Source organism: Azohydromonas caseinilytica (assembly GCF_012927045.1).
Taxonomy (GTDB): domain Bacteria; phylum Pseudomonadota; class Gammaproteobacteria; order Burkholderiales; family Burkholderiaceae_C; genus Azohydromonas; species Azohydromonas caseinilytica.
Window position 1 is genome coordinate 128772 of sequence record NZ_JABBFW010000005.1, and the last position, 18610, is coordinate 147381.

The following is an 18610-nucleotide window of genomic DNA, read 5'->3' on the forward strand; positions in this document are numbered from 1 at the left end:
GCAGAGAAAAAGCATGTTCAAAAAGATATTGATCGCCAACCGCGGCGAGATTGCCTTGCGCATCCAGCGCGCTTGCCGTGAGTTGGGCGTGAAGTCGGTGGTGGTGTATTCCGAGGCCGACCGCGACGCCAAGTACGTGCGCCTGGCCGACGAGGCCGTGTGCATCGGCCCGGCGCCCTCGGCACAGAGCTACCTCAACATGCCCGCCATCATCTCCACCGCGGAGGTGACGGATGCCGAGGCCATCCATCCCGGCTACGGCTTCCTGTCGGAGAACGCCGACTTCGCCGAGCGCGTGGAAAAGAGCGGCTTCACCTTCATCGGCCCCACGCCCGAGTCGATCCGCATCATGGGCGACAAGGTCGCGGCCAAGCAGGCCATGATCCGCTCGGGCGTGCCCTGCGTGCCCGGCTCCGAAGGCGCGCTGCCCGACGATCCCAAAGAGATCATCCGCATTGCCCGGTCCATCGGCTACCCGGTGATCATCAAGGCCGCCGGCGGCGGCGGCGGGCGCGGCATGCGCGTGGTGCACACCGAGGCGGCGTTGCTGCATGCGGTGCAGACCACGCGCCAGGAGGCCGGCGCGGCCTTCGGCAATCCGGCCGTGTACATGGAGAAGTTCCTGGAGAACCCCAGGCACGTCGAGATCCAGGTGCTGGCCGACGAGCACAAGGGCGCGGTGTGGCTGGGCGAGCGCGACTGCTCGATGCAGCGCCGCCACCAGAAGGTCATCGAGGAAGCGCCGGCGCCGGGCATTCCGCGCCGCCTCATCGAGCGCGTGGGCGACCGCTGCGCCGCCGCGTGCAAGAAGATCGGCTACCGCGGTGCGGGCACCTTCGAGTTCCTGTACGAGAACGGCGAGTTCTACTTCATCGAGATGAACACGCGCGTGCAGGTGGAGCATCCGGTGACGGAGTTCGTCACGGGCATCGACATCGTGCAGATGCAGATCCGCGTGGCTGCCGGCGAGAAGCTGCCGTTCGGCCAGCGCCAGATCCAGACGCGCGGCCATGCCATCGAGTGCCGCATCAACGCCGAGGACCCGTACAAGTTCACGCCCTCGCCGGGCCGCATCACCATGTGGCACCCGCCCGGCGGCCCGGGCGTGCGCGTGGACTCGCACGCGTACACCAATTACTTCGTGCCGCCGCACTACGACTCGATGATCGGCAAGATCATCGTCTACGGTGACACGCGCGAGCAGGCGCTGGCGCGCATGCGCACCGCGCTGGAGGAGACCGTGGTCGAGGGCATCCAGACCAACATCCCGCTGCATCGCGAGCTGATGGTGGACGCCAAGTTCCGTGAAGGCGGCACCAGCATCCATTACCTGGAAGGCTGGCTGGCCCAGCACAAGAGGTAAACGTCATGTTCGAGCTGGTGCTGCGCGCGCCGGAGGCGCTGGTGGAGCCGGTGTCCGAAGCGCTGATGGACGAGTTGGAGGCGCTGTCGGTGTCGGTGGAGGACGCCGACGTCGATACCGAGGCCGAGCAGGCGCTCTTCGGCGAGCCGGGCATGCCCGCGCCCAAGAGCGGCTGGCAGCGCTCGACGCTCAAGGCGTTGTTCGCGCAGGAGGCGCAGGCCACCGAGGCGGCCACGCTGCTGCTGGCCCAGGAATGGGGCGGCGAGCTGCAGGTGCAGTCGCTGCAGGAAGTGGCGGACCAGGACTGGGTGCGGCTGACGCAGTCGCAGTTCGCGCCGGTGGAGATCACGCCCGAGTTCTGGATCGTGCCGAGCTGGCATGAGGCGCCCGGGCAGGCGCGGCAGGTGATCCGGCTCGATCCGGGCCTGGCCTTCGGTACCGGCACCCACCCCACCACGCGCATGTGCCTGCGCTGGATCGCGCAGCAGCCCGCCGAGCGCCGTGCGCGCTGGCAACGCGTGCTGGATTACGGCTGCGGCTCCGGAATCCTGGCCATTGGCGCGGCGCTGCACGGGGCCCAGGAGATCGATGCGGTGGACATCGACCCGGCCGCGGTGCAGTCCACCCAGGACAACGCCCAGGCCAACGGCGTGAGCCTGCGGGCGGGGCTGCCCGAGCTGGCGCAGGGCCGCTATCCGCTGGTGCTGGCCAACATCCTGGCCACGCCGCTGAAGCTGCTGGCCCCGCTGCTGGCCGGCCATGTGGCCCCGGGCGGCGACCTGGTGCTGGCCGGCATCCTGGAACGCCAGGCTGACGAGCTCAAGGCGGCTTACGCGCCCTGGTGCGAGCTGCAGGTCAGCGATTGCGAGGACGGCTGGGTGCTGATGACGGCGCGTCTGGCCGACGAAGGCTGACGCCGCGATGAGCCAGGCCGCGCGCTGTCCCAGCTGCCGCACGGTCTTCCGCGTGCAGCCGCAGCAGCTGGAAGCTTCGGGCGGCTGGGCGCGCTGCGGCCAGTGCGGCGAGGTGTTCAATGCCCTGCAGGCGCTGGTGGCCATGCCGCCGGCGCCTTCCGCCGCGCCCCGCCCTGCTCCACCGGGCGGCGCGTGGGCCGGCGTCGCCGGCGTGGATCACGCCGGCACGCCGCCGGTGTCGGCGCTGTACCGCCGTGCCGAACCCGACGCGGCCGCGACACCGCTGCGCGGCACCCCCATCCCGCCGGCGCCGCATGCGCCGGTTCGAGCCGCCGCGCCGGCGCCGCATGCGGTTGCAGGCGCACCCGTCACCAGGGCCGCACCGCGCGAGCAACCCGCCGCACCGGCCGGTCCCGCCGCTGCCGTCCTGCCCCCGTCAGCTGGCGCACCGATGGCGGCTGCGGCGCTGCCCGGTGCCGCGCCCTTTCTGGCCTCCATCCTGCCCGACGTGCCCTCTCCCTCGCCCGCGGCCGATACGCAGTTCGGCACCCTGCCCGCCACGCCGCCCTCCTTCATGCAGGAGCCCGCGGCGGCGCAGCGCAAGGAAGACCCGCATCGACCCTGGTGGACTGCGCTGGTGGTCGTGCTGGCACTGACCGCGCTGCTGCAGGTGCTGCTCATCGCCCGGCCGACGCTGAGCGCGCGCTCGGATGTCGCGCGCATGCTGCTGCAACCGCTGTGCGTGCTCGCGCGCTGCAATGCCGAAGCCGCGCCGCGGCGCCTGGCCGCCCTGACCGTGGAAAGCAGCGCGCTGTCGCGCCTGTCGGGCGACAGCCAGCGCTACCGGCTGTCGCTGGTGCTGCGCAATCGCGACGTGCAGGCGCTGCGCTGGCCCGCCGTCGACCTGCGGCTCACCGACGCGCACGGCGTGCTGCTGGTGCGCAAGGTGCTGCGCGTGCGGGAACTGGGCGCCAGCACGGCGGCGCTTCCGCCCGGCCAGGAACAGCCGCTGCAAGCGGTGCTGGACATGGGCGAGCTGCCTGTGGCCGGCTATTCGGTCGAGCTCTTCTATCCCTGAACCCTACGGAATCCCCATGCCCGTTCTCGTCTGCGGCTCGCTCGCCTTCGACACCATCACGACCTTCCCCGGGCGCTTCGCGCAGCAGATCCTGCCCGAGCAGGTGCACATCCTGAACGTGTCCTTCCTGGTGCCGACGATGCGGCGCGAATTCGGCGGCTGCGCGGGCAACATCGCTTACACGCTCAAGGCCCTGGGCGGCGAGCCGGTCGTCGCGGCCGCGCTGGGCAACGACGGCGAGCCTTACCTGCAGCGGCTGTCGGCACTGGGCATCGACAGCTCCTGCGTGCGCGTGGAGGCCGACAGCTACACGGCGCAGGCGATGATCATCACCGACACCGACAACAACCAGATCACCGCCTTCCATCCCGGCGCGATGCAGCAGGCGCACCTCATCGACGTGCCCGAGCGCGACGATCTGGCGCTGGCCATCGTGGCGCCGGACGGGCGCGAAGCCATGCTGCGCCACGCCGCACAGCTGCACGAGCGCGGCATCCCCTTCATGTTCGATCCGGGCCAGGGCCTGCCCATGTTCGATGGCGAGGCGCTGCGCGGCTTCATCGAGCAGGCCAGCTGGGTGGCGGTCAACGACTACGAGGCGCGCATGCTGTGCGAGCGCATGGGCGAGAGCCTGGAGCAGCTTTCGCGCCGGCCACACCTGCGCGGCGTGATCGTGACGCTGGGCGCGCAGGGCTGCGAGCTGTGGCAACAGGGCGAGCGCACCCTCGTGCCGGGCGTGCCCGCCGAGCGCGTGGTCGATCCCACGGGCTGCGGCGACGCCTTCCGCGGCGGCCTGCTCTACGGGCTGGAGCGTGGCTGGACGCTGCAGCGCTGCGTCGAGCTGGGCAACCGCATGGGCGCGCTCAAGATCGCCCAGGCCGGCCCGCAGAACCACGGCGTCGGGCGCGTCGAAGCCCAGGCTTGAGGTCCGAACCCTGAAAGCGACGCGGCCCGCAAGGCCGTGAGGCCTGCGGGCCGTTGCACACGCGCCGCGGGCGCGGCGCGACGGCTCAGGGCTTCTCGCCCGTCGGGAACGGCCAGGCGGCCGCGGGGCTCAACGCGGTCTTGGCCGCCGATGCAGCGCCCGAGCTGCCGGCAGCCTTCTTGGCCGGAGCCTTCTTGGCGGCGGCCTTCTTGGCCGGAGCCTTCTTGGCGGGTGCGGCGGCAGCCTTCTTGGCCGCGGCCTTTTTCGCCGGTGCAGGCGCAGCGGCAGCCTTCTTGGCAGGCGCCTTCTTCGCCGGAGCGGCGGCAGCCTTCTTGGCCGCAGCCTTCTTCGCCGGCGCCTCGGCGGCCTTCTTGGCCGCAGCCTTCTTCGCCGGAGCGGCGGCAGCCTTCTTGGCCGCGGCCTTCTTCGCCGGTGCAGGCGCAGCGGCAGCCTTCTTGGCAGGCGCCTTCTTCGCCGGTGCCGCGGCGGCCTTCTTGGCAGCGGCCTTCTTCGCCGGCGCCTCGGGGGCCTTCTTCGCTGCCGTAGCTTTCTTCGCCGGGGCCTTCTTGGCCGCAGCCTTCTTCGCAGTTGCCATCACGTTCTCCTTGATCAAGTGACAAAGCGCCGTGCCGCGTTACCGCGGCCCGGCTCTGCCCACCGTCCGATGTTCTGCCCTCATGGGTGCCCGGTACGGTGAACGGGGGAGCGCAGGCCCGGCAGCGCTTCTGATGTCGCTGCTTGGGCCTGCGCGGATCTTGATCGCTTGCTTCTTCTTATGGGCCGGTGATCGGGACCACGGCAAAAGGCCTGCCTGCGGATTGATCAGCCCTGCCGGTCACGCGCGCCGGCAGAGGCTGCGCCTGGGCTCAGTCCCAGCTCAGTGCGCCGCCGCTCTGGTACTCGATCACGCGGGTTTCGAAAAAGTTGCGCTCCTTCTTCAGGTCAATCATCTCGCTCATCCACGGGAACGGGTTCTCCTCGTTCGGGAAGAGCGCCTCCAGGCCGATCTGCGTGGCGCGCCGGTTGGCGATGTAGCGCAGATAGCCCTTGAACATGGACGCGTTGAGGCCCAGCACGCCACGCGGCATGGTGTCCTCGGCGTAGCGGTACTCCAGCTCGACGGCCTTGAGGAACAGCGCCTTGATCTCGGCGCGGAACTCCGGCGTCCACAGCTGCGGGTTCTCCAGCTTGATCTGGTTGATGAGGTCGATGCCGAAATTGCAGTGCATCGACTCGTCGCGCAGGATGTACTGGTACTGCTCGGCCGCGCCGGTCATCTTGTTCTGCCGGCCCAGCGCCAGGATCTGCGTGAAGCCCACGTAGAAGAACAGCCCTTCCATCAGGCAGGCGAAGACGATCAGGCTCTTGAGCAGCGTCTGGTCGGCCTGCAGCGTGCCGGTCTTGAAGGCCGGGTCCATGATCGCGTCGATGAACGGGATCAGGAACTCGTCCTTGTCGCGGATCGAGGAGACCTCGTGGTAGGCGTTGAAGATCTCGCCCTCGTCCAGGCCCAGCGACTCGACGATGTACTGGTAGGCATGGGTGTGGATCGCCTCCTCGAAGGCCTGGCGCAGCAGGAACTGGCGGCACTCGGGCGCCGTGATGTGGCGGTAGGTGCCCAGCGTGATGTTGTTGGCCGCCAGCGAGTCGGCCGTGACGAAGAAGCCGAGGTTGCGCTTGATGATGCGGCGCTCGTCCTCGGTCAGGCCGTTGGGGTCCTTCCACGTCGCGATGTCGCGCGACATGTTGATCTCCTGCGGCATCCAGTGGTTGGCGCAGGTGGCGAGGTACTTCTCCCAGGCCCACTTGTACTTGAAGGGCACGAGCTGGTTGACGTCGGTCTGGCCGTTGATGATGCGCTTGTCGGCCACGTTGACGCGGCGCTGGCTCAGCGGCTGAGCCGATGCCGAAGAGGGCGCTGCAGGCTGGGCCTGAAACGCGGAGGCAGAAGCAGCAAAGGAGGCCTGGGCCAGGCCTTGCGGGAGATTGCTTGGGGTCGTCTGCGGCGTACCGGCTTCGCGTTGGACGTCGTCTTCCCAGACCAGCATGTGTGTACTTCCTAATGTGCGGAAATTATGAGAGGGATGCGATCAAACACCAAGCACTTGTTGCCCTGCTGAGCAGTGGCATGAGCCCCCTTCCTGCACCGCGGTGCGGACTTCGTGGAAGAAGTCCGCACTGCAACGATGAGGGGCGAGCAAGCGGCTTGCCGATCACATCCGGCCGAGGCCGTCAGGCGCTCACTGACAGGCTTCGCAGCCCGGGTCGTCGATGGCGCAGAACTTGATGTCGGTGGCCGGCACGGCCGCCTCCACCGCGGCCACGCTGGGCTCGACGGTTGCGGGCGCCATCACCGCGGCCGGGGCCGACAGCGAGGACACGGCATTGAGCGCGCCGGCCTGCACGGTGGACTTCTCCACGTGCGTGGCCGCCATCGTGCGCAGGTAGTACGTGGTCTTGAGGCCGCGCACCCAGGCCAGCTTGTAGGTCTCGTCGAGCTTCTTGCCCGAGGCGCCGGCCATGTAGAGGTTCAGGCTCTGGGCCTGGTCGATCCACTTCTGGCGCCGCGCCGCGGCCTCCACCAGCCAGGCCGTCTCGATCTCGAAGGCGGTGGCGTAGAGCTGCTTGAGCGACTCGGGCACGCGGTCGATGCGGCGCAGCGAGCCGTCGAAGTGCTTGAGGTCCATCAGCATCACGTCGTCCCACAGGTTCAGCGCCTTGAGGTCGCGCACCAAGTACTCGTTGATGACGGTGAACTCGCCCGAGAGGTTGGACTTCACCGAGAGGTTGCCGAAGCAGGGCTCGATGGAGGCGTCCACGCCGATGATGTTGGAGATGGTGGCCGTGGGCGCGATGGCCACGCAGTTGCTGTTGCGCATGCCGTGCTGGCGGATCTGCGCGCGCAGCGCGTCCCAGTCCAGCGTGGCGGCAGTGTCGGCGTCGATGTAGCCGCCGCGCTCCTGGGCCAGCAGCTTGAGCGTGTCCAGCGGCAGGACGCCGCGGCTCCACAGCGAGCCTTCATAGCTGGAGTAGCGCCCGCGCTCGGCCGCGAGCTCGGTCGAGGCCCAGTAGGCGTAGTAGCACAGCGCCTCCATCGAGCGGTCGGCGAACTCCACCGCCGCCTGGCTGGCGTAGGGCACGCGCAGCTGGTAGAGCGCATCCTGGAAGCCCATCACGCCCAGGCCCACCGGACGATGGCGCTCATTGGCGCGGCGCGCCTTCTCGACGGCGTAGTAGTTGATGTCGATGACGTTGTCGAGCATGCGCATGGCCGTGCGCACGGTCTTCTTCAGCTTCTCGTGGTCGATGCCGCCGTCCTTGAGGTGGTGCGCCAGGTTCACCGAGCCCAGGTTGCACACGGCGATCTCGTCCGGACCGGTGTTGAGCGTGATCTCGGTGCACAGGTTGGACGAGTGCACCACGCCCACGTGCTGCTGCGGGCTGCGCACGTTGCAGGCGTCCTTGAACGTGATCCAGGGATGCCCGGTCTCGAACAGCATCGTCAGCATCTTGCGCCACAGGTCCTTGGCGGCCATGCGCTTGAAGAGCTTGATCTCGCCGCGGTCGGCCATGGCCTCGTAGGCCGCGTAGGCTTGCTCGAAGTCCTTGCCGAACTTGTCGTGCAGGTCCGGGCAGGTGGAGGGCGAGAACAGCGTCCATTGGCCGCCCTCCATCACGCGCTTCATGAACAGGTCCGGAATCCAGTTCGCGGTGTTCATGTCGTGCGTGCGGCGGCGGTCGTCGCCGGTGTTCTTGCGCAGCTCCAGGAACTCCTCGATGTCCAGGTGCCAGGTCTCCAGGTACGCGCACACCGCGCCCTTGCGCTTGCCGCCCTGGTTGACGGCCACGGCCGTGTCGTTGACGACCTTGAGGAAGGGCACCACGCCCTGGCTCTTGCCGTTGGTGCCCTTGATGTAGGAGCCCAGCGCGCGCACGTTGGTCCAGTCGTTGCCCAGGCCGCCGGCGAACTTGGACAGCAGCGCGTTCTCCTTGAGCGCCTCGTAGATGCCTTCGAGGTCGTCTGACACGGTGGTCAGGTAGCAGCTGGAGAGCTGCGAGCGCCGCGTGCCTGCGTTGAACAGCGTGGGCGTGCTGCTCATGAAGTCGAAGCTGGAGAGCACGTCGTAGAACTCGATGGCGCGCGCCTCGCGCTCGCCCTTCTCGCCCAGCGCCAGGCCCATGGCCACGCGCATGAAGAAAGCCTGCGGCAGCTCGATGCGCTGCTCGTCGATGTGCAGGAAGTAGCGGTCCACCAGGGTCTGCAGGCCCAGGTAGTCGAACTGCAGGTCGCGCTCGGGCTTGAGCGCCGCGCCCAGCCGGGCCAGGTCGAAGCCCAGCAGCGCCTCGTCCAGCAGCTCGGCCTCGACGCCCCTGGCGATGAAGCCCGGGAAGTACTCGGCATAGCGCGTGACCATCTCGGCCTGCGTCACTTCCTGCCCCAGCACCTGCTTGCGCACCGTGTGCAGCAGCAGCCGCGCGGTGGCGCGGGTGTAGCCGGGCTCCTTCTCGATGAGCGTGCGCGCGGCCAGGATGGCGGCCTTGTGCACCTCTTCCATCGGCACGCCGTCGTAGAGGTTGCGCTGCGTCTCGGCCAGGATCGGCTCGGGCTTGACGTCCTCGCCCAGGCCCACGCAGGCTGACTCCACCAGGGCCTGCAGCCGGGCCTCGTCCAGCGGCACGCGCTGGCCGTCCTCGACCACGTGCAGCACCGGCTTGGCCGCCGCCGCCTGGGCCGCGGCAGCCGCCGCAGCCGCACGCTGGGCACGCTCCTGCGCATGGCGCTCGCGGTACAGCACATAGGCGCGCGCCACGTCATGGTGGCCGCTGCGCATGAGCTGCAGCTCGACCTGGTCCTGCACGTCCTCGATGTGGAAGGTGCCGCCGGTCGGGCGCGAGCGCAGCAGCGAGCGCACCACGGCTTCGGTGAGCGCATCCACCGTCTCGCGCACGCTGGCCGAGGCCGCGCCCTGGCTGCCACGCACGGCCAGGAAGGCCTTCATCAGCGCCACGGCGATCTTGCTGGGCGTGAAGGCCACCACTGCGCCGTTGCGCCGGATGATCTGGTAGCCCTCGTAGCTGGTGCGCGCCGGTGCCGCGGCAGGCTCGCCGAGGAAGACGCCGCCGGCGTCGGAGGGTGCATGCAGTTCGGGTGCGCTCATGTCTTTCCTTCTGGTCAACGAGAGTCCTGCCGCCGCCGCACGCTCGACGGCATGCGGCCGGGCTGGGCAGGCTCTACAGCCACCCCGGCACAGGCCCTGGCCAGGGCCTATCGAAGCGGGGCATGTGCAAAAACTTGTGGATAACCGGTGGGTCGCCGGTGGATGGCGGACGCTACCTGTGGGGTGCCGGGGCGTATTAGAACACTACATCTAGTGTCCAGAAAGGTCAGACCGCACATTTGCCACAGTCATGGGGCAAGCTGCCCAGGGCGGCATCCGGATTGCAGGCAAGGGGATTCGGCGCCGCTGAGCCGGCGCGGGAAGTTGCGCCTGAAACGGTCTTCAGGGACGGATGTGCAGGGCTCGGCCCTCCAGCGGCCAGCCGCTCAGCCGCGCCAGCAGCGGCCAGCTGAAGCCGGCACCGGGGTCGTGCTTGCGCCCCGGCGCAATGTCCTCATGGCCGGTAGCGTGGAGCAGCGGATAGCGCCGGGCCAGCGCCCGCAGCAGCCGTGCCAGGCGGCGGTACTGCCCCGCGGCAAAGGAGTGGCCTTCCAGGCCTTCGAGCTCGATGCCGATGGAGAAGTCGTTGCAGTTGTCACGGCCGCGCCAGCTGGAGCGGCCCGCATGCCAGGCGCGCTCGTCACAGGACACGAACTGCAGCAGCTCGCCGTTGCGGCGCAGCAGGAAGTGCGCCGACACCTCCAGGCCGCGGATCTGCTGGAAGTAAGGGTGCGCGTCCCAGTTCAGGCGGTTGGTGAACAGGCGCTCGATGGCGTCACCGCCATAGACCCCCGGCGGCAGGCTGATGGAGTGGATCACCGCTAGGTCGATGTCCACGCCGGCGGGGCGCGGACCGAAGTTGGGCGACGGGCAGCGTCGCGCCGGCGCATACCAGCCCTGGCTCCAGTCGGCCTCGGCCGCCGGCGGCGCACTGCCGCTCATACCGGGCGGGGTCCGGCGCTGCGGTGCGCGGCGCAACAGTAGGCGTGCCCATCCGGGTTCATCAACGCTTCGCTGCGCGGCAGGTGCACCCCGCAATGGCTGCAACGCACCATGGGCTCCAGCTGCGGCGGCTCGGGCCGGCGCGGCGGTGGCGGCGGAGGAGGCGGCAGCGAGGCGCGGCGCATGGCCCACAGCACCAGCACCACGACAGCAATCAGCAGCAGGTATTTCATGGCGCCGACTCCCTGAAGAGGGCCGGACCGAGGCGGGGAACAGGCGCAGTGATCATGGTCATGGCAGCGGCCCCACGGCAAGGCGTAGCGCCGACGTCAGGCGACGACGCGGTGCAGCACCACCTCCAGCACGAAGCGCGAGCCGATGTAGGCCAGCAGCAGCAGCGCCGCGCCGGCGTAGAGCCAGCGCGTGGCGCGGCGTCCGCGCCAGCCCCAGATCAGCCGTCCGGCAATGAGCAGTGCAAAGGTGGCCCAGCCCAGCAGCGAGAACACCGTCTTGTGGTCCCAGCGCCAGTGCGGACTGAGCCAGGCGCCCAGCAGCAGTGCGGCGCTGAGCACCACGAAGCCGGCCTCGACGAAGCGGAAGGTCAACCGCTCCAGCCGCAGCAGCGGCAGCCCGAACGGGCCGCCGGCACCCTGGGGCGGAATGAGCTTCAGGCGCAGCAGGCGCTCGGCACGGTCCAGCAGCATGGCGTGCAGCACCGCCGCGCCGAACATGCCGTAGGAGGCGATACCCAGCAGCCAGTGCAGCGGCAGCCAGGCAGAACCGCCTTCGAGCCGCATCTCACCGGGAAAGGCCGCGGCCAGCAGCACCACCGGCGCGCCCACGGTGGCGAGCTGGCGCCGCACGCCCGGCAGCGAGAACAGGCGGCTCTCCACGGCATGCACCGCCAGCACGAACCACACCGTCAGCGACAACGCCGGCCCGAAGCCGAAACGCACGCCCGGCGGCTCGCGCCCGACGGCGCTGATCTCCAGCACCAGCGCCAGACCGTGCAGCACCCAGCCCAACTGCAGTGCAACCGTGTGCAGCCGCCGCCCATCGGGGGCAGGCAGCATGGCGACGAGGTAGGCCAGCGCGGCGCCCAGCGCGGGCAGCCAAGGCCATGCGACGGCGGCCCCTACAGGGCCGGACGATAGAATCATCCGGACAGTGTACTTTCGCGGTTTGCGCCTCCCGGCGCGTCACGCCGCCCTCCCCGCCATGGCTTCCGCCCTCACCGACCGCCTATCGCGCCTGGTCAAGACCATGCGCGGCCAAGCCCGCATCACCGAAAGCAACGTGCAGGACATGTTGCGCGAGGTGCGCATGGCGCTGCTCGAAGCCGACGTCGCGCTGCCCGTGGTGCGCGACTTCATTGCCCGCGTCAAGGAAAAGGCGCTGGGGCAGGAGGTGGTGGGTTCGCTCAATCCCGGCCAGGCGCTGGTGGGCATCGTGCACAAGGAGCTCGCCTCGACCATGGGCGAGGGCATCTCGGACATCAACCTCGCCGCGCAGCCGCCCGCGGTGATCCTGATGGCGGGCCTGCAGGGCGCGGGCAAGACCACCACCACCGCCAAGCTGGCCAAGCACCTCATCGAGCGCCGCAAGAAGAAGGTGCTCACGGTCTCGGCCGACGTCTACCGCCCCGCCGCCATCGAGCAGCTCAAGACGGTGACGAAGCAGGCGGGGGCCGAATGGTTCCCCTCGGCACCGAACCAGAAGCCGCAGGACATCGCGCTGGCGGCGCTGGACCACGCGCGGCGCCACTACTTCGACGTGCTGCTGGTGGACACCGCCGGCCGCCTGGCCATCGATGAAGCGCTGATGGCCGAGATCCGCGATCTGCACGCCGCGCTCAAGCCGGTCGAGACGCTGTTCGTGGTGGACGCCATGCAGGGCCAGGACGCGGTGAACACCGCGCGCGCCTTCAAGGAGGCGCTGCCGCTCACGGGCATCGTGCTGACCAAGCTCGACGGCGACTCGCGCGGCGGCGCGGCGCTGTCGGTGCGCCAGGTGACCGGCGCGCCCATCAAGTTCGCCGGCGTCTCCGAGAAGATCGACGGGCTGGAGGTCTTCGACGCCGATCGCCACGCCGGGCGCGTGCTGGGCATGGGCGACATCGTGGCCCTGGTCGAGGAGGTGCAGAAGGGCGTGGACCTGGAAGCGGCGCAGAAGCTCGCCGCCAAGGTCAAGAGCGGGGACGGTTTCGATCTCAACGACTTCCTGGCCCAGATCAGCCAGATGAAGAAGATGGGCGGCCTCTCCGGTCTCATGGACAAGCTCCCCGCCCAGCTCACCGCCAAGGCCGGCCAGGCCGACATGGACCGCGCCGAGCGCGACGTGCGGCGCATGGAGGGCATCATCAATTCCATGACGCCGCTGGAGCGGCGCAAGCCCGAGCTCATCAAGGCCAGCCGCAAGCGCCGTATCGCCGCCGGCTCGGGCGTGCAGGTGCACGAGGTGAACAAGCTGCTCAATCAGTTCGAGCAGATGCAGGGCATGATGAAGAAGATGAAGGGCGGCGGGCTGATGAAGATGATGAAGCGCATGGGCGGCATGAAGGGCCTCAAGGGCATGCTGCCGCCGGGCATGGGCTGAGGCCCGCGGCTCCGTGCCTGTCTGCACAGGCATGGGCGGGCCGAAGGCCCCGAGTTCCGCAAGGGGCTGGGGCGAGCAATGTTTGCACTAATAAATAGAGGGCGGACGCCGCAAGGCGCCCGCCCTCTTCTCTTTTGGAGCCGGCCCTCAGCCCAGCAGCGCCTGCGCGAACTCGCGCGCGTTGAAGGTCTCCAGGTCTTCCAGCTTCTCGCCCACGCCGATGAAGTACACCGGCACGGGCCGCTCGCGCGCGATGGCCGCCAGCACCCCGCCCTTGGCCGTCCCGTCGAGCTTGGTGACGATCAGGCCGGTGAGCGTCAGCGCCTCGTCGAAGGCCTTCACTTGCGTCAGCGCGTTCTGGCCGGTGTTGCCGTCCACCACCAGCAGCACCTCGTGCGGCGCGTCGGCCTGGGCCTTGGTGATGACGCGGCGGATCTTCTTGAGCTCCTCCATCAGGTGCAGCTGCGTGGGCAGGCGCCCGGCGGTGTCGGCGATGACGACGTCGCAGCCGCGTGCACGGCCGGCCACGACGGCGTCGTAGGTCACGGCGGCCGGGTCGCCGCCCTCCTGGCTCACGATCTCGACACGGTTGCGCCCGGCCCACACCGCCAGTTGCTCGCGCGCGGCGGCACGGAAGGTGTCGGCCGCGGCCAGCAGCACGCGCTGCTCGGCATCGGCCAGGTGGCGCGTGAGCTTGCCGATGCTTGTGGTCTTGCCCGCGCCATTGACGCCCACGACCATGACCACCGTGGGCGAGGCCTCGCCGATGGTCAACGGCTTCTCCAGCGGCGCCAGCAGCTCGGCGATGGCATCCACCAGCAGCGCCTTCACGGCCGCGGGATCGGTGGCCTTGGCCTCCTTGACGCGGCGCCTGAGGTCCTTGAGCAGATGCTCGGTGGCCTTGACGCCGGCATCAGCCATCAGCAGCGCCTCTTCGAGCTGCTCGTACAGGTCCTCGTCGATCTTGGTGCCGGTGAAAACCTGCGCGATGCCGCTGCCGGTCTTGCGCAGGCCCTGCTTCAGACGCTCCATCCAGCCGGCGCGCGGTGCGCTGGGCTTCTCGGTGGTCTCCTGCAGGGCGGGCTCGTCAACGGCCGGGGCTTCGACCGGCTCGACGGCGGGTGTCGGCTTGCCGCCGAAGAGGCCACCGAACCAGCCGTTGCGCGCGGCCGGCGCTTCGGCAGCGGGCGTGGACTCGGGGGCCTCGGGCGCGGCCGGCGGAGGGGCTGAAGACGCATCCTGCGGCGCGGCCGGCGCGGGCGTCTTCTTCTTGAAAAAGCTGAACATGAAGAAATTGTCTGATGAATTCGTCAGGGGGCTTGCACTGATCTCAAAAATATCGATAGAATGGCGGTCTCGCAGGCGCTTTAGCTCAGTCGGTTAGAGCGACGGAATCATAATCCGCAGGTCCGGGGTTCGAGTCCCTGAAGCGCCACCAAATCCGAAGCCTTGCAGATCACCCGGTCTGCAAGGCTTTTCGTTTTGTGCGATCCGTCACGGGCGCACGCGCTTCTTCAGCAACGGGCATGCTCAGCAGCACCATGACGTCCTTTGCCCTGCTCGACGATTGCACCGCCTCGATGGAGGCTCCGCGCAGCCGGCTCTACAGCGGCTTCGTGCGCGAGCACCGCTGTACCGACCCGCGCATGCTGGAAGCCGTATGCGCCGCGGCCCAGACTGACCTGCGCACCGGGCTGCACGCGCTGCTGCTGGCCGATTACGAATGGGGCGCCAAGCTGCTGCACGCCGGCGCTGAGGCGCTGGACCCGCAGGACGCCAGCGGCCTGCGGCTGCTGATGTACCGCGAGCTGCGTCACCTCGGGCGCGAGGAGGCGGATGCCTGGTTGGAGATGCAGGACGCCGCCACGCCGGGACTGCCCACCGCCGGGCTGCTGTCGCTGCAGCCGAGCGTGGACCGCACCGGCTTCGAGGCCGCCATCGCGCGCATCCACGAGGCCATCCGCACCGGGGAGAGTTACCAGGTCAACTTCACTTACCGGCTCACCGGCCAGGCCTACGGTGAACCCCTGCGCCTGTACCGACGCCTGCGCCAGCGCCAGCCGGTGCCCTACGGCGCCTTCATCCAGCTGCCCGAAGGGGCCAGCGTGCTGTCGTGCTCGCCCGAGCTGTTTCTGCGCCATGAGCAAGGGCTGCTGACGGCGCGGCCGATGAAGGGCACGGCCGCGCGCCGCACCGACCCGCAGGAGGACGCCGCCGTCGCGCGCACGCTGGCCCAGGACACGAAGAACCGGGCCGAGAACCTGATGATCGTGGACCTGCTGCGCAACGACCTGGGCCGCATCGCCGAGACCGGCTCGGTGCGGGTACCGGCGCTGTTCACGCTGGAGCCCCACGGCCAGATCTGGCAGATGACCTCCACCATCGAGGCGCGGCCGCAACCGGGGCTGGACCTTCCTTCCCTGCTGCGCGCCACCTTCCCCTGCGGCTCCATCACCGGAGCGCCGAAGCTGCGCACGATGCAGCTCATCGCCGAGCTGGAAACGACGCCGCGCGGCCTCTACTGCGGCGCCATCGGCTGGCTCGACGCCCCGCAAGACGATGCGGCCTGTGGCGACTTTTGTTTGTCGGTGGCCATCCGCACCCTGGTGCTCAGCCCGCCAGACCATGACGGCCTGCGCGCCGCACGGCTGGGCGTGGGCGCCGGCATCGTGCTGGACAGCCAGGCCGCGGCCGAGTTCGACGAATGTCGCCTGAAGGCCCGCTTCGCCACCGGGCTGGGCCATGAGTTCGAGCTGTTCGAGACCCTTCTTGCCCAGCAGCCCCAGGGCTTCAGGCATCTGGAGCGGCACCTGGGGCGGCTGCGGCGCAGCGCACAGGCGCTGGAGTTTCACTTTGACGAAGCGGCGGTCCGCCGACAGCTCGATACGGCATTGACCACCTTGCCGGGCCAGGTGCCGCACCGCGTGCGCCTGGCACTGCGACAGGACGGTCACTGCAGCATCACTCAGGCGCCGCTGGCACCGTTGCCAGCGGCGCCGGTTGGACTGCTGCTGGCGGCCGAGCCGCTGGAGCCTTCGCCGCTGTCGCGCCACAAGACCACGCTGCGCGCCCGCTACGACGCCGGCGTGCGCGCCGCCGAACAGGCAGGGGCCTTCGACATGCTGTTCTTCACGCCCGAGGGCCGGCTGATCGAGGGCGGGCGCAGCAACGTCTTTGTGCAGCTCGACGGCCGCTGGTGGACGCCGCCGCTGGAGGACGGCGCTCTGCCGGGCGTGATGCGCGAGGTGCTGATGGCGCAACTCGGCGCGGCCGAGCGCAGCCTGCGGCGCGAGGACGTGCTCAATGCGCAAAGCCTGACTGTCTGCAACGCCCTGCGCGGCGCACTGCCGGCCCGGCTGGTGGACGCCGACTAAAATTTCGCCTTCGCCTGCGGGCCCCGCTGCCCGCATCCACAGCCCCTGGATCTACCCCATGCCCGCTGTGCCGGCGCCGCGCTGCCCCGCATGGGGCGGGCTGCCGTCACGCGCATGCCCGGACCGCGTGCTGAAGCCTCCTCGCTGAAGGACTTCCATGAGCGCCAAGAAAGTATTCATCCGCACCTTCGGCTGCCAGATGAACGAGTACGACTCGGACAAGATGGCCGACGTGCTGCAGGCCGTCGAAGGCTACGAGCCCACCGACGATCCCGAGCAGGCCGACCTCATCCTCTTCAATACCTGCTCGGTGCGCGAGAAGGCGCAGGAGAAGGTCTTCTCCGACCTGGGCCGCGTCAAGCACCTGAAGAAGAAGGGCGTGCTCATCGGCGTGGGCGGCTGCGTTGCCAGCCAGGAGGGCGCCGCCATCATCGAACGCGCGCCCTACGTGGACATGGTGTTCGGCCCGCAAACGCTGCACCGCCTGCCGCAGATGATCGAGGCGCGCCAGCGCCAGCAGCGCCCGCAGGTGGACATCAGCTTCCCCGAGATCGAGAAGTTTGACCACCTGCCGCCCGCGCGCGTGGAAGGGGCCTCGGCCTTCGTCTCGATCATGGAAGGCTGTTCCAAGTACTGCAGCTACTGCGTGGTGCCCTACACCCGCGGCGAGGAAGTGAGCCGGCCCTTCGAGGACGTGCTGACCGAAGTGGCCGGCCTCGCCGACCAGGGCGTCAAGGAAGTGACGCTGCTGGGCCAGAACGTCAACGCCTACCGCGGCAGGATGGGCGACGGCGGCGAGATCGCCGACTTCGCACTGCTGATCGAATACGTTGCTGAAATTCCGGGCATCGAGCGCATCCGCTACACGACCAGCCATCCCAACGAGTTCACGCAGCGGCTCATCGACGTCTATGCCAAGGTGCCGCAGCTGGTGAGCCATCTGCACCTGCCGGTGCAGCATGGCAGCGACCGTGTGCTCATGGCCATGAAGCGCGGCTACACGGCGCTGGAATACAAGAGCACGGTGCGCAAGCTGCGCGCGGTGCGCCCCGGCATCAGCCTGTCCAGCGACTTCATCGTCGGCTTCCCCGGCGAGACGCAGGAGGACTTCGAGCGCACGCTCAAGTTGATCGAGGATGTGGGCTTCGACGCCAGCTTCAGCTTCGTGTTCTCGCCGCGCCCCGGCACGCCAGCCGCGGCGCTGCACGACGACACGCCGCAGGACCTGAAGCTCAAGCGGCTTCAGCAGCTGCAGGCATTGATCGAGGAGAACGTGCGCCGCATCAGCGACAGCCGCGTCGGCACCGTGCAGCGCATCCTGGTGGAAGGCCCGTCACGCAAGGACCCGAGCGAATTCATGGGCCGCACCGAGTGCAACCGCATCGTCAACTTCAAGGGCCAGCCGCGCCTGGTGGGGCAGATGGTCGATGTGCGCGTCACGCAAGCGCTGCCGCATTCGCTGCGCGGCGAGCTGGTGCTGCGCGGGGATGAGGCGGCGGCCTGATCCTCATGGTGCGCGCCGAGGGCCGCGGGGCGGCCCCGTTCCCGCTCAGTGCAGGTCGCTGAGCTGCACGCGCGGCGTGGCGAACTCGCGGCCCACCATGGCGCGCGCGAAGAGGTAGTTGCCCTTGGCACGCTCGCTCAGCGCGTCGAGGTTGACGTGGCCGTGGCGGTCGCATGGGAAGGCCAAGGCATGGCCCTCGCGGTACAGCGAAGGAAAGCGGATCTCGTAGGCCTCGGCGGACTGGGCAAGGGGCTCGGACATCATGGCCTTCTCCTGCATTGTTCGGTGCTTGACGATCTCACTGTGCAGCCAACGGCTTGCATCTGGCTGTCAGGAGATAAGCAACGTGCGTGCCGGCACTCGGCGCAACGTGATGTCTGAACGCTTCCTACAAAAGCGACGTACGGCCTGACGCCGCAGGCCCGGGCTTCCTACAGACGAACCTTCGCCCCGAAGCCGGCCCACCACAGCGCCAGCGCGCAGCTGAGGGTCATGGCGCCGTAACTGAGCATGCGGCCATCGCGACCGCTGATGACCAGCATGGCCGCCAGTGCCAATGCCGCGCCGGCACAGCCCCAGCGCAGCAAGCGCAGCCAAGGCACGGCAGCAAGCTCACGGCGCCAGCACAGCTTGGCCGCCGTCGCGCCCAGCGCGCCGACCACCAGCGCAGGGGCAAAAAAATTGAGCAGATGCCACAGCGCATCCAGCGGACCCATGGCGCGTGCTCCCTCGTGCCTTTCCGTGCCGTTTGATGTT

General features: G+C 69.0%; 16 protein-coding genes and 1 tRNA gene. 8 read left to right on the forward strand and 9 right to left on the reverse strand.

What is annotated here, in order from left to right; genetic code table 11:
- The first annotated feature begins 13 nt into the window (after positions 1-13).
- The 4 genes from accC to HHL10_RS09295 are packed head-to-tail and all read left to right on the forward strand — an operon-like array spanning position 14 to position 4280.
- Complete coding sequence (gene accC / locus HHL10_RS09280) at positions 14-1363, forward strand: acetyl-CoA carboxylase biotin carboxylase subunit (protein ID WP_169160080.1); 1350 nt, start codon at positions 14-16, stop codon at positions 1361-1363.
- Between the two features lie 5 nt (positions 1364-1368).
- Complete coding sequence (prmA, locus tag HHL10_RS09285; RefSeq protein ID WP_169160081.1) at positions 1369-2277, forward strand: 50S ribosomal protein L11 methyltransferase; 909 nt, start codon at positions 1369-1371, stop codon at positions 2275-2277.
- A 7-nt stretch (positions 2278-2284) separates the two neighbouring features.
- Positions 2285-3355: a zinc-ribbon and DUF3426 domain-containing protein gene (locus HHL10_RS09290; RefSeq protein WP_169160082.1), complete on the forward strand. Its 1071-nt coding sequence runs from the start codon at positions 2285-2287 to the stop codon at positions 3353-3355.
- A gap of 16 nt (positions 3356-3371) precedes the next feature.
- Positions 3372-4280 (forward strand): carbohydrate kinase family protein, encoded by a 909-nt coding sequence (locus tag HHL10_RS09295; protein WP_169160083.1) that lies wholly within the window; start codon positions 3372-3374, stop codon positions 4278-4280.
- A gap of 85 nt (positions 4281-4365) precedes the next feature.
- Here the strand turns inward: HHL10_RS09295 and HHL10_RS09300 are convergent, their stop codons facing one another.
- The 6 genes from HHL10_RS09300 to HHL10_RS09325 all read right to left on the reverse strand — a co-directional run bounded on the left by HHL10_RS09300 (position 4366) and on the right by HHL10_RS09325 (position 11541).
- Complete coding sequence (locus HHL10_RS09300) at positions 4366-4893, reverse strand: hypothetical protein (RefSeq protein WP_205832967.1); 528 nt, start codon at positions 4891-4893, stop codon at positions 4366-4368.
- Positions 4894-5146: 253 nt separating this feature from the next.
- The gene (locus HHL10_RS09305) at positions 5147-6328 is read right to left on the reverse strand and encodes a ribonucleotide-diphosphate reductase subunit beta (protein ID WP_169160084.1); all 1182 of its coding nucleotides are present in this window, start codon (positions 6326-6328) and stop codon (positions 5147-5149) included.
- Between the two features lie 192 nt (positions 6329-6520).
- The gene (locus HHL10_RS09310) at positions 6521-9439 is read right to left on the reverse strand and encodes a ribonucleoside-diphosphate reductase subunit alpha (RefSeq protein ID WP_169160085.1); all 2919 of its coding nucleotides are present in this window, start codon (positions 9437-9439) and stop codon (positions 6521-6523) included.
- 342 nt (positions 9440-9781) lie between these two features.
- Entirely contained in the window at positions 9782-10381 is a 600-nt protein-coding gene (gene ampD / locus HHL10_RS09315) for a 1,6-anhydro-N-acetylmuramyl-L-alanine amidase AmpD (protein ID WP_169160086.1), read from the reverse strand.
- Positions 10378-10614, reverse strand: coding sequence for a PP0621 family protein (locus HHL10_RS09320; RefSeq protein ID WP_169160087.1), 237 nt, complete (start codon positions 10612-10614; stop codon positions 10378-10380). Before HHL10_RS09320 ends, ampD begins: the two co-directional genes overlap by 4 nt.
- Positions 10615-10710: 96 nt before the next feature.
- Positions 10711-11541, reverse strand: a complete 831-nt coding sequence (locus HHL10_RS09325; protein ID WP_169160088.1) for a cytochrome C assembly family protein — start codon at positions 11539-11541, stop codon at positions 10711-10713.
- A gap of 58 nt (positions 11542-11599) precedes the next feature.
- Here HHL10_RS09325 and ffh point away from each other — a divergent pair, with 58 nt between their 5' ends.
- Positions 11600-12976, forward strand: coding sequence for a signal recognition particle protein (gene ffh, locus HHL10_RS09330; protein WP_169160089.1), 1377 nt, complete (start codon positions 11600-11602; stop codon positions 12974-12976).
- 147 nt (positions 12977-13123) lie between these two features.
- Here the strand turns inward: ffh and ftsY are convergent, their stop codons facing one another.
- Positions 13124-14263, reverse strand: a complete 1140-nt coding sequence (gene ftsY / locus HHL10_RS09335; RefSeq protein ID WP_169160090.1) for a signal recognition particle-docking protein FtsY — start codon at positions 14261-14263, stop codon at positions 13124-13126.
- A 74-nt stretch (positions 14264-14337) separates the two neighbouring features.
- Here ftsY and HHL10_RS09340 point away from each other — a divergent pair.
- The 3 genes from HHL10_RS09340 (at position 14338) to miaB (ending at position 17854) form a co-directional block, all read left to right on the forward strand.
- Positions 14338-14414: transfer RNA gene (locus HHL10_RS09340), tRNA-Met, on the forward strand.
- 88 nt (positions 14415-14502) lie between these two features.
- Entirely contained in the window at positions 14503-16350 is a 1848-nt protein-coding gene (pabB, locus tag HHL10_RS09345) for an aminodeoxychorismate synthase component I (RefSeq protein ID WP_235971243.1), read from the forward strand.
- A gap of 157 nt (positions 16351-16507) precedes the next feature.
- A complete protein-coding gene (gene miaB / locus HHL10_RS09350) occupies positions 16508-17854 on the forward strand; it encodes a tRNA (N6-isopentenyl adenosine(37)-C2)-methylthiotransferase MiaB (protein ID WP_169160092.1) in 1347 nt (448 codons plus the stop codon).
- A 45-nt stretch (positions 17855-17899) separates the two neighbouring features.
- Here miaB and HHL10_RS09355 read toward each other — a convergent pair whose 3' ends face one another.
- Both HHL10_RS09355 and HHL10_RS09360 read right to left on the reverse strand, forming a co-directional pair.
- Positions 17900-18115: a hypothetical protein gene (locus HHL10_RS09355; RefSeq protein ID WP_169160093.1), complete on the reverse strand. Its 216-nt coding sequence runs from the start codon at positions 18113-18115 to the stop codon at positions 17900-17902.
- Between the two features lie 170 nt (positions 18116-18285).
- Positions 18286-18570, reverse strand: a complete 285-nt coding sequence (locus HHL10_RS09360; protein WP_169160094.1) for a hypothetical protein — start codon at positions 18568-18570, stop codon at positions 18286-18288.
- Positions 18571-18610: the final 40 nt, after the last annotated feature.